Annotated in this window: 14 protein-coding genes and 1 pseudogene; 5 read left to right on the top strand and 10 right to left on the bottom strand. The window is 67.0% G+C overall.

Annotated elements, in window-relative coordinates:
* Positions 1-14: 14 nt before the first annotated feature.
* Together ABDZ95_RS14320 and ABDZ95_RS14315 are read right to left on the bottom strand one after the other, a co-directional pair.
* Entirely contained in the window at positions 15-275 is a 261-nt protein-coding gene (locus ABDZ95_RS14320) for a SemiSWEET family sugar transporter (protein WP_343794646.1), read from the bottom strand.
* Between the two features lie 187 nt (positions 276-462).
* Complete coding sequence (locus ABDZ95_RS14315) at positions 463-1,017, bottom strand: type 1 glutamine amidotransferase domain-containing protein (protein ID WP_343794645.1); 555 nt, start codon at positions 1,015-1,017, stop codon at positions 463-465.
* A gap of 126 nt (positions 1,018-1,143) precedes the next feature.
* Between ABDZ95_RS14315 and ABDZ95_RS14310 the strand changes: the two genes are divergently transcribed.
* From ABDZ95_RS14310 to ABDZ95_RS14300, 3 genes are all read left to right on the top strand, one after another.
* Entirely contained in the window at positions 1,144-2,178 is a 1,035-nt protein-coding gene (locus ABDZ95_RS14310) for an alpha/beta hydrolase (protein ID WP_343794644.1), read from the top strand.
* Positions 2,179-2,290: 112 nt separating this feature from the next.
* Positions 2,291-2,725, top strand: coding sequence for a DUF2231 domain-containing protein (locus tag ABDZ95_RS14305; RefSeq protein ID WP_343794643.1), 435 nt, complete (start codon positions 2,291-2,293; stop codon positions 2,723-2,725).
* The gene (locus ABDZ95_RS14300; RefSeq protein WP_343794642.1) at positions 2,722-4,050 is read left to right on the top strand and encodes a PQQ-dependent sugar dehydrogenase; all 1,329 of its coding nucleotides are present in this window, start codon (positions 2,722-2,724) and stop codon (positions 4,048-4,050) included. Before ABDZ95_RS14305 ends, ABDZ95_RS14300 begins: the two co-directional genes overlap by 4 nt.
* On the opposite strand, the gene ABDZ95_RS14295 is transcribed toward ABDZ95_RS14300, so the two are convergent.
* The 4 genes from ABDZ95_RS14295 to ABDZ95_RS14280 are packed head-to-tail and all read right to left on the bottom strand — an operon-like array spanning position 4,044 to position 8,190.
* On the bottom strand, positions 4,044-4,340 hold the full coding sequence (locus tag ABDZ95_RS14295; protein ID WP_343794641.1) for a hypothetical protein: 297 nt from the start codon (positions 4,338-4,340) through the stop codon (positions 4,044-4,046). The two genes, ABDZ95_RS14300 and ABDZ95_RS14295, sit on opposite strands and share 7 nt — an antisense overlap.
* Position 4,341: 1 nt before the next feature.
* The gene (locus tag ABDZ95_RS14290; protein WP_343794640.1) at positions 4,342-6,879 is read right to left on the bottom strand and encodes a cbb3-type cytochrome c oxidase subunit I; all 2,538 of its coding nucleotides are present in this window, start codon (positions 6,877-6,879) and stop codon (positions 4,342-4,344) included.
* A complete protein-coding gene (coxB, locus tag ABDZ95_RS14285) occupies positions 6,876-7,835 on the bottom strand; it encodes a cytochrome c oxidase subunit II (RefSeq protein ID WP_343794639.1) in 960 nt (319 codons plus the stop codon). The genes ABDZ95_RS14290 and coxB overlap by 4 nt, the downstream gene beginning before the upstream one ends.
* Positions 7,828-8,190 (bottom strand): c-type cytochrome, encoded by a 363-nt coding sequence (locus ABDZ95_RS14280; protein WP_343794638.1) that lies wholly within the window; start codon positions 8,188-8,190, stop codon positions 7,828-7,830. Before ABDZ95_RS14280 ends, coxB begins: the two co-directional genes overlap by 8 nt.
* 252 nt (positions 8,191-8,442) lie before the next feature.
* On the opposite strand from ABDZ95_RS14280, the pseudogene ABDZ95_RS14275 reads away from it, so the two are divergent.
* Positions 8,443-8,898: pseudogene (locus tag ABDZ95_RS14275) on the top strand (c-type cytochrome); the annotation flags it as partial.
* Between the two features lie 19 nt (positions 8,899-8,917).
* Here ABDZ95_RS14275 and ABDZ95_RS14270 read toward each other — a convergent pair.
* The 4 genes from ABDZ95_RS14270 to ABDZ95_RS14255 all read right to left on the bottom strand — a co-directional run bounded on the left by ABDZ95_RS14270 (position 8,918) and on the right by ABDZ95_RS14255 (position 13,886).
* Entirely contained in the window at positions 8,918-9,628 is a 711-nt protein-coding gene (locus ABDZ95_RS14270; protein WP_343794637.1) for a cytochrome b, read from the bottom strand.
* Positions 9,625-10,353 carry a cytochrome c oxidase assembly protein gene (locus ABDZ95_RS14265; RefSeq protein ID WP_343794636.1) on the bottom strand — a complete coding sequence of 243 codons (729 nt, stop codon included), beginning with the start codon at positions 10,351-10,353 and terminating at the stop codon, positions 9,625-9,627. Before ABDZ95_RS14265 ends, ABDZ95_RS14270 begins: the two co-directional genes overlap by 4 nt.
* Entirely contained in the window at positions 10,350-12,806 is a 2,457-nt protein-coding gene (locus tag ABDZ95_RS14260) for a membrane-bound PQQ-dependent dehydrogenase, glucose/quinate/shikimate family (protein WP_343794635.1), read from the bottom strand. Before ABDZ95_RS14260 ends, ABDZ95_RS14265 begins: the two co-directional genes overlap by 4 nt.
* A gap of 159 nt (positions 12,807-12,965) precedes the next feature.
* Positions 12,966-13,886 carry an SDR family NAD(P)-dependent oxidoreductase gene (locus ABDZ95_RS14255; protein ID WP_343794634.1) on the bottom strand — a complete coding sequence of 307 codons (921 nt, stop codon included), beginning with the start codon at positions 13,884-13,886 and terminating at the stop codon, positions 12,966-12,968.
* A gap of 184 nt (positions 13,887-14,070) precedes the next feature.
* On the opposite strand from ABDZ95_RS14255, the gene ABDZ95_RS14250 reads away from it, so the two are divergent.
* Positions 14,071-16,236: a TonB-dependent receptor gene (locus ABDZ95_RS14250; RefSeq protein ID WP_343794633.1), complete on the top strand. Its 2,166-nt coding sequence runs from the start codon at positions 14,071-14,073 to the stop codon at positions 16,234-16,236.
* Positions 16,237-16,274: the final 38 nt, after the last annotated feature.

The following is a 16,274-nucleotide window of genomic DNA, read 5'->3' as shown; positions in this document are numbered from 1 at the left end:
TGCGTCGGCGCGCGCTATCGGAACCGCCACTTCATGATCAGGACGATCGCCGCCATGATCAGGGCGCAGGTGTTGGAGGCGACGATCGGCCAGGCGCGGATCGACAGGCCATAGGCGATCCAGAAGGCGAAGGCGGTGACCGTCAGGGAATAGGTCTTCAGCGACACCGACGACGCGTCGCGCTCGCGCCAGATCTTGATCGCCTGCGGTGCAAAGCTGGCGATCGAGCAGAGGGCGGCGACGGTGCCGAGGACGCTGGCGAGATCGATGGTCATGTCGCTCAAGCGTACAGATTGGCATCGGGGTCCCGCCGCCACGCAGGGGAGCGTTGACGATTCCGCTGACATCGATCGAAGAGGTGGTGCTGGCGCCGCTCACCGCCCTTGCGCAATCAACGCCCGCCGACACCGGGAGGGCGATCCGCGCTCACAGGTCCCTCTCCCGTGTCGCGATGGCTCGGCGTCAGGCGGCGTGACGGCCTTCGGCGAACTCCTCGATCATCTTGCTGCAGAACGCCGGCAGGTCATCCGGATTGCGCGAGGTGACGAGGCCGTTGTCGACAACCACTTCCTCGTCGACCCACTCAGCGCCGGCATTGGTCAGATCGGCTTTCAGCGATGGCCACGAGGTCAGCTTGCGGCCCTCGACGGCGCCCGCGTTGATCAGCGGCCACGGGCCGTGACAGATGGCGGCGACCGGTTTGGAGGCGTCGGTGAACTTGCGGATGAAGCTGATCGCGGCATCCTCGATGCGCAGGGCGTCGGGATTGATGACCCCGCCCGGCAAAACCAGGCCGTCGTAGTCGGAGCCGCTGACGTCCGACAGCTTGCGATCAACCTTCACCTTGTCGCCCTTGTCGTGATGATTGAAGCCCTGGATCTCGCCGGCTTCAGGCGCGATGATGTGGACCTCGGCGCCGGCCGCCTTCAGGGCCTCGACCGGCTTGTCGAGTTCGACCTGTTCGAAGCCGTCGGTGGCGAGAACAGCGATGGTCTTTCCTTCGAGGCGGGCGGTCATGGGGCAGCTCCTTCAGTCAGTGGTCCCGATCCGAACCGCGCCTGTCGCCGTTCGTTCCCGTGGAACACGATCAGGCTGCGCAGGGTTGGAAGCGTTCCCATACCCCCGAACGGAAAGAGCCTACCCATGTCCATCCTCGACAAGATCCTCGGCAAGGACGAACAGCCGCGCACCTCGCCGGAGAAGCCGGACATGATGATGCAGATGGTGCTGGACACCCTCGCCGATCTGGGCGGCAAGCCGATCGAGACCCTGTCGCCGGAAGAGGCGCGCCGTCAGCCGACGCCGACGGACGCCGTGAAGAAGATTTTGCACGACACCATCCGTGACGAGGACCCGACGCTGGGCATCCAGACCCGCGACATCGCCATCGACGGCGCGGCCGGCCCGCTACAGGCGCGCGTCTACAGCCCCGACCTGAGCGACGGTGAGCTGAAGCCGCTGGTCGTCTACTTCCATGGCGGCGGCTTCGTGATCGCCGATCTGGATGTGTATGACGGCGGCCCGCGCGGCATCGCCCGCTTCGCGGACGTCGTGGTGCTGTCGGTCCACTACCGTCAGGCTCCGGAAAACAAATTCCCGGCCGCCCATGACGACGCCGTCGCAGCGTGGAAGTGGGCGCTGGCGAATGCGCAGTCGATCGGCGGCGATCCGCGCAAGGTCGCGGTCATGGGCGAGAGCGCCGGCGGCAATCTGGCGATCAATGTCTCGATCGCGGCGCGCGATCAGGGCCTGCAGGCGCCGGCGCATCAGGTGCTGGTCTATCCGCTGGTCGGCAACGACCTGAACAACGAGAGCTACGTCGAGAACGCGACGGCCAAGCCGCTGAACAAGCCAATGATCGAATGGTTCGTGAAGCACACCTTCAACAGTGAGAGCGAGACCGCCGATCCGCGCGTGAACGTCGTCGGCGCGGCCGACCTGCGCGGCCTGCCGTCGTCGACTGTGATCCTGGCCGAGATCGATCCGCTGCGGACGGAGGGCGAGAAGCTGGCGGAAAAGCTGGAGGCCGCCGGCAACGATGTGCGTCACAAGACTTTCCATGGCTCGACGCACGAGTTCTTCGGCATGGCTCTGGTCGTGCCGGACGCCGCCGTCGCCCAGCAGTTCGCGGCGCATGATCTGAAGAAAGCCTTCGACACGGCCATCCTGCCGATCTGAGGTCGAGAGACCGGCCCGCATCCGCACAGGATGCGGGCCGCTTCACATTGGCCGGAAACCATCCGTCTCCGTATGGGTTGCCAATACGGGACAGGCTGGAAAGGGCTGAAAAATGGATTTGAGGACAGGCGCGAGCGCCGGCGTGAACGCGGTGCACGGCATACTCCTGGCGTTTCCGATCGCCTTGTTCACCTCGGCCATGATCAGCGACATTGCCTATCTGCGGACCGCGGAGATGCAGTGGACCAACTTCTCGGCGTGGCTGATCGCCGGCGCCCTGGTCTTCGGCGGCGTGGTTCTGGCCTGGAGCCTGATCCGGCTGATGATGGCGTTCCGGTCGCCGTCGCGCAAGCGCCGTCTGCTGTACACCGTCGTGGTGGCGATCATGTGGGTACTGGGGCTGGTGAACGCCTTCAAGCACAGCCAGGACGCCTGGAGCTCGGTCGGCGCATTCGGCATGGGGTTGTCGGTGATCTGCACCCTGCTCGCCCTCGTCGCGGGCGTCCTCGCTTTCTCCGGCTTCGTGACCGAGGAGGTCGACCGATGATCCGCCTGACGATGACCTGCGCCGCGGCGCTGCTGACCCTCGCCGCCTGCGGACGCAGCGACTCCAGCCTGAACCAGACCGGCGCCTCGCCCGACCTGCCGGGCGTTCGCGAAACCCTGACCCCGGTCCTGCGGATCGCCAAGCCGACCGGCTGGGGCGACGAGCTGCCGACCGTGCCGGCTGGCTACACCGTCACCGCCATGGCGACCGGGCTGCAGATCCCGCGTCAGATGCTGGTCCTGCCCAATGGCGACATCCTCGTCGCCGAAGGCCGCGGCGGCGGCGCTCCGGCCCTGCGTCCCAAGGACGTGATCGCCGGCGTCATCAAGAAACAGGGCAACACCCAGGTCGAGAGCGGCAACCGCATCACCCTGTTGCGCGATGCGAACAACGACGGCCGCCCCGAGGTGCAGAGCGTCTTCATCGACAATCTGAACGCCCCCTACGGTCTGGCCTTCGTCGACGGCTACATCTACGTCGCCAACCAAGACGCGCTGGTGCGCTTCCCCTACCAGACGGGCCAGACGCGGATAACAGCCGCGCCGGAAGAGGTGACGAAGCTGCCGTCGCAGCTCAACCACCACTGGACCAAAGCGCTGACGGCCAGTGCGGACGGACAGACCTTGTATGTCGGCATCGGCTCGAACAGCAACGTCGGCGAGCGCGGCATGGCGGTCGAAGAAGAACGCGCCGTGGTCTGGGCCATCGACCGCACCACAGGCGCGCGCCGTACGGTCGCCACCGGCATCCGCAATCCGACCGCCCTCGCCATCGAGCCGACGACCAGCACCCTGTGGGCCGTGGTCAACGAGCGCGACGAGATCGGCCCGCAGCTGGTGCCCGACTATCTGACCTCGGTCCGTGAAGGGGCTTTCTACGGCTGGCCCTACAGCTACTGGGGCAAGAACGTCGATCCGCGTGTTCATCCGCAGAATCCCGAGCTCGTCGCCACCGCGATCGCTCCTGACTATGCGCTGGGGTCGCACGTCGCGGCGCTGGGCCTGTCGTTCGCGACCCAGGGCGGCTTCGGCGGCAGCTTCTCGCAGGGCGCCTTCATTGGGCAGCACGGCAGCTGGAACCGGCAGGACCTGTCTGGCTACAAGGTCGTTTGGGTGCCGTTCGCCAACGGACGCCCGAACGGCGAGCCCGTCGATTTCGTCACCGGCTTCCTGACCGCGGACGGACGCGCCCGCGGCCGCCCGGTGGGCGTGGTGTTCGATCCGGCGAAGCGCATCCTGCTGGTGGCCGACGACCTGTCCAACACCGTCTGGCGGATCGCGCCGCGTGCCGCTCCGGCAGCAGCAGCTCCGACCCCGGCTCAGTAACCGATCAGGTTCGGCAGCGCTTGCCAGACGATGGCGATCGCTGCCGTTCCCGCGCCCAGCGCCGCCAACTGGTCAGCGAGTCCCGAAGTCGCCTTCACGCGACGAACGGCGATGGCCAGCAGCACGAGCGACGCGATCAGACAGGCGACGCTGAACGCCAGCCCGCCCATCCGCCAGCCGAAGTCGTCGGCCGTTGCATAGACATCGGCTGCGCTCGCGATGGTGTAGACGCCGAAGAAATGGATCGTCCAAACGATCAGGCCGCCCAGCATCCAGATCCAGGCGCGCATCTCAGCTCCCCGGGAACAGGCGGGTCAGTAGCGTGGCGAACAGCCCCTGCCCGGCCGAATAGGCGACGAACAGGGCGATCAGCTGGAAGGTCGACGGCCGGCGCGCCTCCACATGGCCGAAGGCGAAACGCAGCATGGCGTAGACGGCCATCAGGGCGACGACGGCGACGAAGAAGCCATGCCATGACAGCAGGGCGAAGACCGTCGCCCCCTGCCCTGTCATCGAGGCCTGCAAGCCCGCGCCGATCCACGATTGCAGATCCAGATGCCACGCGAAGGCGAGCACTCCGGCGGCCAGCACCATCAGCGCTGTCGCGATGACCGGGCTGCGCGGCCGGTCCAGAGCCAGCGCCTTGCAGGATAGCCAGCCGAGCACAGCGGCGGCGGCGTTGCCTCCGACGACCAGCGCCAGCGAGATCTGATCCGGCGGAGCGATCCAGTCCTGCGGGTTGCGGCTCCACAGGAAGACGTAGCTGAAGCCCGCCAGAGCCGCGATCATCCCGGCGACGATCAGGGTGATGACCATGGCCCACCAGCCGTGGCTGGACGGGCCGCTCACATAGGTCGGCACGCGGATGCCGGCGCCGACATCGACCGTCTCGACGATGCGGGGCCGGTCCAGCATCCAGCACCAGTGGAAGATGCACCACACCGCCAGCACGCCACTGATGGCCGAGGCCCAGTAGGCCTGAATGGTCAGCAGAAGAAACGCGCCGGCGGTGAAGACGGCCGCCCAGACGTGCCAGCCCGACGGCACCGGCATGCGCTGCAGATACTGCGGCTCGGCGTTGAGGCTGGAGGTCACCAGGGTCTCGCGCTCGCCGGTCGGGGCGTTGGGCAGGAAGTAGCGGCCCTCATCGACTTCCCTGGCGAGGTTTTTCTGCTCCCAGATGGGATAGAGGCTCTTCACCACCGGGATCGACCGGGTCGAATAAAGGCCGGTCGGCAGCCACTCGAGGCCCGCGCCGCCGTGGATGTTGCCCGCATCCCTCGGCCCGAACGGGCGGAAGTTGCGCATCATGTCGATGATCCACAGCAGGATGCCCACCGCCGTGATCGCGCTGCCGACCGTGGCGATCAGATTGGGCAGTTCCAGACCCCGATCCGGCAGGAAGGTGAAGACCCGCCGCGGCATGCCCATCAGCCCGATCAGATGCATGGGAAGGAAGGTGATGTGGACGCCGGCGAACATCAGCCAGAACACCCACTTGCCCATCCGCTCGCTCAGCGGCCGGCTCGAGGACATCGGCAGCCAGTAGTAGATCGCCGCGAAGAAGGGGAAGACCATTCCTCCGATCAACACATAGTGCAGGTGGGCGACGATGAAATAGCTGTCGTGGGCCTGCCAGTCGAACGGCACCATGGCGACCATGACCCCGGACAGTCCGCCCATAACGAAGGTGATCAGCGCGCCGGTGACGAACAGACCCGGCGTCGAGAACCGCATCTTCCCCGCCGCCATGGTCGCGATCCAGGCGAAGACCTGGATGCCCGCCGGGATCGACACCGCCATCGACGCCGCCGAGAAATAGCTGGTCGAGATGGTCGGCATGCCCGTGGTGAACATGTGGTGGGCCCAGACGCCGAAGCTGATGAAGCCCGTCGCCAGCATGGCCAGCACAACGGCGTTGTGGCCGACCAGTGGCGTCCTCGCCATGACCGGGATGATGGTCGACATCGCTCCCGCCGCCGGCAGGAAGATGATGTAGACCTCCGGGTGGCCGAAGAACCAGAACAGGTGCTGCCACAGCAGTGGATCGCCACCCTTGAGCGGATCGAAGAAGGGCCAGCCGAAGACGCGCTCCAGCTCCATCAGGGTCGTGGCCAGGATCACCGACGGGAAGGCGATGATGATCATGCCGGCAAAGATCAGCATGGCCCAGGCGAAGATCGGCAGCTTGTCCAGCGTCATGCCCGGCGCGCGGTTGCGCAGCACGCCGACGATGATCTCGATCGCCCCGGCGATGGCCGAGATCTCGATGAAGCCGATGCCCAGCAGCCAGAAGTCGGCGTTAATGCCCGGTGAGAAGGCCATGGAGCTGAGCGGCGGATACATGAACCACCCGCCGTTCGGCGCCAGCCCGAAGAACAGAGAGGCGAAGAAGGCCAGCCCGCCGATCAGATAGGCCCAGAAGGCGTAGGCGCTCAGGCGCGGAAACGGCAGGTCGCGCGCGCCCAGCATCTGGGGCAGCAGCAGCACGCCCAGCGCCTCGACCGCCGGAACGGCGAACAGGAACATCATCATCGTGCCGTGCACGGTGAACAGCTGGTTGTAGGTCTCCGGCCCGAGGAAGCCGTTCATCGGCAGGGCCAGCTGGGTGCGCATCAGCAGCGCCAGCGTCCCCGCCAGCACGAAGAACAGCATGGCCGCGCCGATGTAGTAGACGCCGACGAAGTTGTTGTTGATGGCGGTGATCCACTGCCAGCCCTTGGGCGCGCACCAGATCTCGTCCAGCTGTTCCCGCTCACTCTCCGGCCGCGCCCCCTGCGTCGGGAAACGCTCATAAAGCGTGGTGTCGAACCCCGTTTCGCTCTTCACTTCAGGCTCTCGAGCCAGGCGGAGACATCGCGCAGTTCCTCGCCGGTCAGCACCGGATAGGCGGGCATGCGGTTGCCGGGCTTGATCGTCTGGCTGTCAGAGATCCAGCCGGCCATCGTGCCCTGATTGTTCGGCAGGATGCCCGCGCCCAGAGTGCGTCGCGAACCGACGTGGCTGAGATCCGGGCCGGCCAGACCATTGAACTCCGTCCCGGCCACCGTATGGCAGGCGCCGCAGCCGGCGCGCCGGAAGACATCCGCGCCGGGGGCCAGGCTGGTCGTCGTCAGGGCCGGCTGCGACTGCTTCTGCATCCATGTCTGGAAGGCCGCCGGGTCGTGCGCCACAACCACCAATCCCATCAGGGCGTGGGGTCCGCCGCAGTATTCGGCGCACTGGCCGCCATAGGCGCCCGGCTGGTCCGCCTGCAGGCGCAGGATGTTGCGGCGACCGGGGATCATGTCGACCTTGCCCGACAGGCGCGGCACCCAGAAGCTGTGAATGACGTCGGCCGAGTCAAGCTCGATCACCACCGTCTCGCCGACCGGGATGTGCACCTCGTTGGCGTCCTGGAAGCGCTCGCGCCCTTGGTCGTCCAGATAGGCCACGCGCCACCACCACATTTCGCCCGTCACCCGGATGCGCATCTCGCCCGGTTGCGGCTCCTGCGTCAGATGGCTGGTCAGGCCGAGGCCGTAGATCAGCAGGGCGGTCAGCACCACGACCGGGAAGGCAAAGCCGCCAATCCACACCAGCTTCTGTCCGCCCAGTTTCGCCCGCCACCGCCTCGGCCCGAACAGCGCGAGCGCCAGCGCGATCAGCACGATCAGCAGCACCGACCCGGCCATGGCGAACAGCACCCACGACAGGGTGTTCACCGGCCCGGCGAACGGCCCGGCCGGGTCCAGCGCGGGCGGCGGCCAGGTCGCCGTGCCGTCGAAGGAGTTCCGGCTACTCATGCAGGGTGTAGAGGTAGGCGGCCACGTTCCGCGCCTCGTCCTGCGTCAGCGGCATGACCGGCATGCCTGTGTCCGGGGCCATCGAGGGCGCATCGGTAATGAAGTCGACCAGAACCGCGGGTCGGTTCGGAAAACGTCCTGCGATCATGGGACTGTCGGCGAAACCTTTCAGCGAGGGTCCGCTGACGCCCTGCGGCCAGTCCACGCCCGGAATGACGTGACAGGCTCCGCAGCCGACGCGCTGCATGACCTCCAGCCCGGCATCCGCGTCCGCGCCGGCGATGGTTCGCGGCGGGTTCGTCTTGTCCGAACAGGCGCACAGCAGGATCGGCAGAAGCAGCGCGATCCACTTCACGACGTCTCCCGGTGACAGGTCTGCAGGCGCATTGATCCCCCTTGGCTCGCAGGGCTAACCCCTGCCCATGGTCAAGGTTCCGCACCTGCGAAGGTTCTGCGCCCGGATGCCGCAAGCGGAACCGTAACGGCAGGCCCGTGTTCGAACCGGGTGCGCCTCGTTCTCCCCCTCCTCCTGCTCGCCACGGCCGCCTGCACGCCGTCGACGAACGAGACCGGCGCGGCCTTCACCGAGACCGGCCAGATCATCGCCATGGGCGGTGGCGAAGGCGGGCCGGGAAACGCCTGCTTCAGCTGCCACGGGCTGGAGGGCGAAGGAGACGGCGTCAGCGTTCCGCGCCTCGCGGGCCTCGACGCCGGCTATCTGCAGAAGCAGATGGAGGACTACGCCAAGGATGTCCGGCAAGACCCGGTGATGACCCAGGTCGCCCGCTGGCTCGACGACCGGGATCGGCGCGCGGTGTCGGAGTACTATGCGTCCCTGCCCGTTCCTGTCGCCCCCGCTGTCGGCTCGGGTCCGGCCCCCGCGATCTACATGCAGGGCGCGCCCGGTCGGGGCATTCAAGCCTGCGCCTCCTGCCACGGAGTGGCTGGCGAAGGGATCGGTGCAGCCAATCCGGCCATCGCGGCCCAACCGGCGGCCTACATCATCGATCAGCTGGAGCGCTGGCGCACGGCGAAGCGTCGCAACGATCCACGCGGCGTCATGATCGACGCCGTCGCCAACCTCACCGACCCCGAGATAGAGGCCATAGCCGTCTGGCTAGAGCGCCAGCCCGCTTCTCCACCGCCCGATACCGGCGCTGCCAGCGTGTCCGACGGCGCGTCGGCAGCGGCAGGATCGGCAGCATCCCGTGGAATACGTCGTCCCGATCGATGATCTGATGTTTCAGCGCCCCGCCGACGTGCAGCGGGATCATCAGCAGCAGGCTGACCACCAGCCCCCAGTGAACCCACTCCGCGATAGCCTCGATCCGCCAGCGGGCGACGTTGTCCAGATCCTGCATCGGCAGCAGCGGCCAGGCGAACAGGCCGAGGAAGGTCAGGTCCTGCGCCCGCTCGGTGGCCGAGATCATCATCCAGCCGGACAGCGGCAGGCCGAACAGACAGGCGTAGAAGACGATGTGGGTGATCTGCGCGGCCACGCTCTCCCACCCCGGCTTGTCCGCATCGTTGATCGGGCCGGGCGCGAGCAACCGCCAGCTGAACCTACCCATGAACAGCACCAGCATCAGCACGCCGATCGCATAGTGCAGCTCATAGGCAGCGACCTTGTCTCCGCCGACGGGCAACCGACCCATCCACCAACCGACGCCCAGTTGGACGAAGACCAGCGCCGCCATGGTCCAGTGAAAGACGATGGCCACGGGAGAGTAGCGCCCCTCGTCATGGTGACCTGCCGCCCACTCCAGAATGTTGCCGATCAGCTTGTCGATCACGTCGCCTGATCCACCCGGGCGACAGGCCGGTCAGGACCGATCCAGCTTCCCAACCGCACCAGCGCCGCGATCAGATAGATGGCCGCCGCAGGGGCCCACATGATCAGTCCGGCCGCCTGCTGGTCTTCCAGCGGCGTCATGCCGAACGCGGCGGTCGTGAGCATATGCGGCGCATAAAGCGGCTGTTCGGCAAACGTCAGCAGCGCGCCGACGAAGCCCATGGCGACCATGGCGATCAGCAGATGTCCGACCGCCGACGGCGCCGAGGCGTTGCGCACGCCGACCCAGAACCAGACCGAGGACGCCAGCAGGCTGAGCTGCATCAGCCAGTAGACGCCGTCGTTCGACAGCGCAGCCGAATACAGTCCGGGCGCGTGCCAGCTCCAGAACACCACCGCCTGCACCGCCGTCGCGAGGGTCAGAGGCCCGACGCGCCGGACCGGCATCGCCCATGCGAGCAGAGGCGCGGCGACCGCGACCAGCAGGACATGATGCACCGTCCGCGCGGCGAACAGCGCCGAGCTCAGCGCGCACAGGGGCGAGACGAAGCCGACGAACAGGACGGCGATCGCCGCCAGGCCCGCGACTCGCTGCCCCCCGCGCAGCCGCCATCCGATCAGTACGGCGGCCAGCGCCAGCACCAACAGCAGGACAGGGTCGAGGTTCCAGCGCCAGTCCCCCGGCGCCGGAGCCGGCCCGCAGTAGGGTATCCAGACCGTCGTCATCCACGCTCCGGCAGGGCGTAGGCGATCACCCAGTCGCCGTTCGGCGTCTCCATGAAGTGATGGCCGCCGGCCATGATGACCAGATACTGGCGGCCGTTCTGCTCGTAGATGATCGGGTTGGCCTGACCGCCAGCCGGCAGGACGTCCTGCCAGACCGTCTCGCCGGTCTCGATATCGATGGCGCGAATCAGATCGTCGGTCGCCGCCGCGATGAAGATCAGGCCGCCGGCCGTAACCGCAGCGCCGCCGTTGTTCGGCGTGCCGATATCGATCGGCAGCATCGACGGTACGCCGAACGGCCCGTTCTTGCGCGCCGTGCCGAACGGACGGTCCCAGACGGTGCGGCCGGTGCGGATGTCGATGGCGCGGATGCCGCCGTACGGAGGCTGTTTGCACAGCATGCCCGTCGAGCCCATCCGCCAGCCGGCGTTGACGTCGATCGCATAAGGGACGCCTTGTTGCGGATCGCCTGCGCCCTCGGCTGCCGGCCCTTTCTGTTCGCGCGGATCGCCACGTGGGAACCAGCCACGTTCATCGGCCTCCTGGCGCGGCACCAGTCGGTTGAAGTTGGGCATGTCGTTGTAGTTGGCGATGATCCAGCCGCGCTGCGGATCCACCGCCACGCCGCCCCAGTCCGACCCGCCGTTGTAGCCCGGATACTGGATCCAGCGACGATCGGCCGTCGGCGGGGTGTAGGGCCCCTCGTAGTGCGCCTGCCGGAAGCCGATGCGGCAGACCATCTGGTCGATCGGAGACATCCCCCACATGTCCTTCTCGGTCAGCATCGGCTTGGCGAGGGTGTGGAACATGGAGAAGGGCTGCGTCCGCGACCGCTGCGCCGGCTCGACGCCGCCCTGCGGAACCGGACGCTCCTCGACGCGGGTCAGCGGCACGCCCGTACGACGGTTCAGAATGTAGAGATCGCCCTGTTTGCTCGGCAGCAGGATGGCCGGGGTCGTCCCCCCCGCCGTCGGGTAGTCGATCAGGGTCGCCTGAGAGCCCAGGTCATAGTCCCAGACATCCTTGTGCACCGTCTGGAAGGACCAGGCGACGCGGCCCGTCTCGACGTTCAGGGCCACCAGCGAGGTTGCGTACTGGTTCTCCGGCTCCGAGCGCTGGCTGCTGTAGTAGTCGGCCGCCGAGTTGCCCATTGGCAGATAGACCAGACCCAGCTGGTCGTCCCCCGTGGCCGTGGTCCACATGTTCGGCGTACCACGCGTATAGGTTTGGCCTTCCGGCGGCAGTCCGGTGATGTCGGGCCGGGTCATGTCCCACGCCCAGCGCAGCTGGCCGGTGACGGCGTCGAAGCCCTTGATCACGCCCGACGGCGCCTCTCGGTACTGACCGTCCAGCACCTGATGGCCGGTGACAACCACACCATTCACGATAGTCGGGGCCGAGGTGATCGAGACCATCCCCGGAATGACCTCGCCCATGCCCGTCTTGATATCGACCGAGCCGTTCGTACCGAAGTCGGCGCACGGACGACCCGTCCGGGCGTCGACGGCGATAAGCCGACCGTCCAGCGTGCCCTCGATGATCCGCGCGGCGCAGGGCGTCGCGGGAGCCGGCGTGGCGGGCGTCCGAACCGGCGCCGGAGAGGGCGTACCACCCGCGGCCGGCTGGGCCGCGGTGGAGGACACAGTCTCGTAGTAGGCCACGCCACGGCAGGCGGCGGTGTAGGGAATCCACTCGTCCGACACCTGCGGATCATACCGCCAGCGCTGCTGACCCGTCCGTGCATCCAGCGCGATCAGAACGTTGCGGGCGCTGCACAGATACAGGGTGTCGCCGACCTTCAGCGGCGTCGTCTCCGCGCCCCACTTCTCCTCCGGCAGGTCGCCGGTGCGATAGGTCCAGACGCGCTCCAGCTGCGCCACATTCTCGCGGTTGATCTGGGTCAGGGATGAGAAACGCTGTGCCCCATGCGTTCCGCCATAGGCCGGCCAGTCCGCGCCGGCCGTCTCGGCCGGGACGCCCGGCAAGGGGCCCTCGGCCAGCTGGACCGGAGCGGCCGCCTTGTTGGCCTGACCGACGATCACCGCGAAGATCACGGTCCCGACGGCGAACACGGCGCCCGCGATGCCGGCCAGCCGCCCCCCTCCCCGTCCGACCAGAACCGGCAGCGACAGGATCACTCCGACCAGCAGAACCGCCGGCGCCACGATCCGCGGCACCAGGGCCCAGCCGTTCAGTCCCACCTCCCACAGCGCCCACAGGAAGGTGAGCAAGAAGACGCCGATATAGATCCACGCCCCGAGCGGCTTCAGCCGCGCCATCATCATGCCCGAAGCGATCAGCCCCAGCCCAGCAAGCAGGTAGTAGAACGATCCGCCCAGCGCGATAAGATACCCGCCACCGATTACCAGCGGCACGCCAAGCAGCCCCACCAGCCCCGCGAAGATACGAACGACAACGGCCCCGGGGCCACGCCCGGATTGCGAACGCGCCATGAGCTTACTCCCAGCCAGCTTGACTGGTGGAAGGCTTCAGTCCGGTTCAGGTTCCGGAAAAGCCGGCGACAAGTTCGCTTCGGACTGACAGCACCGCCATACTCACCGATATGTCCTCGCATCTGCGCCCTCGCGGGGAGACGCCGCGTGCGGGCGATTCTAGGCCGACCGCTCTTTCGCCGTTGAGAATTCACTCCTGCCCCGGCCGTCCCTGAGCGGGTGAGCGATCTCGTGGACGTACTGGGCCGAACCTGACGCCGGCACCTGCTCGGCGGTGCGATCGCCAATCGAGTCCCAGCCGGCCTCAATGCGATCAGCGGCGTCGACGGAGTCGCCGACATAGATGCCGCGGGTCATGGTGATATGGGCCTGTTCGAATGCTCCGGCTCCGGCCAACAGCACGGTGCGGGTCGGGGCGTTCTCGCTGGCCAGGGCGACAACCCCCGGACTGACGAGACCCGAGGACAGCCCTTTCAGGTCCTCGTCCGAATACAGTCCCTCGGTCATCTGCGTGGCGGCGCTGGGCGCCAGGCAGTTGACGCGGATATCGAACTTGCCGCCCTCCAGCGCGAGGGTCTGCATCAGGCCAACCAGCGCCATCTTGGCCGCGCCATAGTTGGCTTGGCCGAAATTGCCGTACAGCCCGGACGATGAGGTGGTGAAGATCACCCGGCCGTAGCCCTGCGCGCGCATGTGCGGCCAGGCCGCCTTGGTCAGGTTGACCGAGCCGGTCAGATGGACGTTCAGCACCAGATCGAAATCGTCCAGATCCATGTTGGCGAAGGTTCGGTCGCGCAGAATACCCGCGTTGTTCACCAGAATATCGATCCGCCCCCAGCGCTCGACGATGCCGGCGACCATGGCGAAGACACCCGCGCGGTCCGTAACGCTGCAGGGCCAGGCGAGGGCTTCGCCCCCGGCCGCGCGGACTTCCTCGACCACAGCCTCGCAGGCGTCCGAAGACAGGTCGTTGACGACGACCCTGGCTCCGCGCGCGGCCAGCGCCAGCGCATGGCTGCGGCCCAGACCGCCGCCCGCGCCCGTGACGATCGCGACGCGGCCCGTGAGATCGATGGCCATGTTTCTCCCCCCGACTGGCGCGACCCTTTCCGGCCGCTTTTGACGCGAACATCTGTGCCCATGTTAGCCGCGAGGTCAATGTTCACTAGCCGACCGGTTAGGATTGACGAGAACAGGAATCGGTGGAACGGTGAGATGGACGACGCCGTCAGAGCGTCCGGGGAACCACCGAGGGAGGAAGACCATGGGGCGCAAGCTCTGGCTCACCACATCCGCCGCCGTCCTGTTGTGGGCTGGAGCCGCACAGGCCCAGAATGCGCAGCAGCCGGCCAACGACCAGGACTCCACGTCCCTGGGCGAGGTGGTCGTAACGGCGGAACGCCGCACCACCAACCTGCAGGAGACCGCCGTCGCGGCGACCGTCCTGTCGGGCGAGAGCCTCGACGATCGCGGCGTCTTCTCGCTGGAGCAACTGCAGTTCGTGGCCCCGTCGACCACGGTCCAGAACTTCGGTCAGGGCAACTTCTTCAACGTCCGCGGCATCGGCAAGTCCGAGCCGACGACGGCCATCGGCGTGGGTGTGACCACCTACCGCGACGGCGTCCCGGTCTTCCCCGGCTACTTCCAGACCGAGCCCTATTACGATATCGGCAGCGTCGAGCTTCTGCGCGGCCCGCAAGGCACCTTCGCCGGCACCAACGCGACCGGCGGCGCGGTGTTCATCACCTCCCGCAACCCCGACTTCTCGGGCGTGAACGGCTATGTGATGGGCCAGGTGGGCAACTACGACAATCTGAAGTTCCAGGGCGCGGTGAACGTGCCGCTGAGCGACACCCTGGCCGCCCGCTTCGCCGTGAACAGCGAACAGCGCGGAAGCTTCCACGAGATCACCGGCCCTTACCGCGGCAGCCCCGGCGAGGTGGAGTCCAACAGCGCACGCGCCAGCTTCCTGTGGACGCCGACCCCTGCCCTGCGCGTGCTGCTGAAGGGCGACTACAACAACCTCGACTTCGGCGGCTATCCGGCCGATCCGGCGCTGGCCACGAATGACCCGTTCAGGATCACCGCCAACGGGCCGCACTCCGGTCGCGACGAGACGGCCCGCGTCTCGCTGAACGTCAGCTATGTGCTCGACAACGGCATCACCCTGCGTTCGATCACGGGCTATCAGGACGGGATCAGCGAGTTCTCGACCGACCTCGACGGCACCAGCGCCCTGAACAACACCTTCTACGACCGCGTCGAGGAAGAAGTCTGGTCGCAGGAGTTCAACATCGTCTCGCCGGACAACCAGCGCCTCACCTGGCTGCTGGGGGCCTTCTGGCAATACGACGACGTCGTATTCCCGGTCACGACCTTCCCGCAGGGCGCCTATCACGTCGGCTTCCCCGAGGGCGTGGTCGACTACTACATCTTCGGCGAGACGCCGAAGGAGACGACCGCCGTCTTCGGCCAGATCAGCTACGACATCTCGGATCGCCTGCAGGTCCAGCTGGGCGCGCGGTGGTCCGAGTCCACCTCGACCAACGACGACGTCTATACGACCTATCCCGCCTTCGGCCTGATCCTGTTCCAGGACTCCGAGGTCACCGCCCGCAAGACCACCGGCAAGCTCAGCGTCAACTACAAGGTCAACGACGACAACTTCGTCTACGGCTTCGTCGCCACGGGCTTCAAGATGGGCGGGCTGAACGCGCCGAACTTCTACGTTCCACCGCGCAGCTTCGGCCCCGAGGACGTCGTCGATTACGAGATCGGCTGGAAGTCGACGATGCTCGGCGGCCGCCTGCGCACCCAGCTGGGCGCCTACTACATGGTCTACGAAGGCTTCCAGGTTGCGATCGGCGATCCGGAGTATCCGCTGTTCAGCTCGATCATGAACGTCGCGGACGACACGGTGCTGAAGGGCATCGAGGCATCGGCGCAGTTCCGCTCCAACGACTGGACCGTCGATGTCGGCGCGGCCATCTCGCAGTCCGAACTGGGCACCTTCTACGCGGCCGACCCGCGCGTGGCCCGCACCGGCCTGTGCAACGCCAACACCGGTCCGGCCAGCGCCAACTGCCTGAACCTGAGCGGCAACAGTCAGAGCTACGCGCCTGAGTTTACGTTCAATGTCGGTATCCAGCGGGACTTCCAGCTGTCGAACGGCGCGACCCTTTCGCCGCGCATCGACTACGCCCACATCGGCGAATCCTGGACGTCCATCTTCAACAAGCCGGCGCTGGGCGACCAACTCGAGGCGCGCAACCTCGTGAATCTGCACCTCGCCTACAAGACGGACGACTGGACGCTGGCGGCCTATGCGCTCAACGCGACCGACCAGACGTACATCGCCGCCGTCAATGCGGGGCTGCGTTACGCCGGCCCGCCGCGCCAGTTTGGCGTGAACCTGACGCGGACCTTCTAGGGGCGCGCGGAGGCGGCGGGCTCCCGGTCACCGCCTCC

Origin of the sequence: Brevundimonas kwangchunensis, from assembly GCF_039523815.1 — a bacterium.
In the GTDB taxonomy this organism is placed as follows: Bacteria; Pseudomonadota; Alphaproteobacteria; order Caulobacterales; family Caulobacteraceae; genus Brevundimonas; species Brevundimonas kwangchunensis.
The sequence above is the reverse complement of the archived record's forward strand: the minus strand, read 5'-3'. Positions and strand labels throughout refer to the sequence as shown.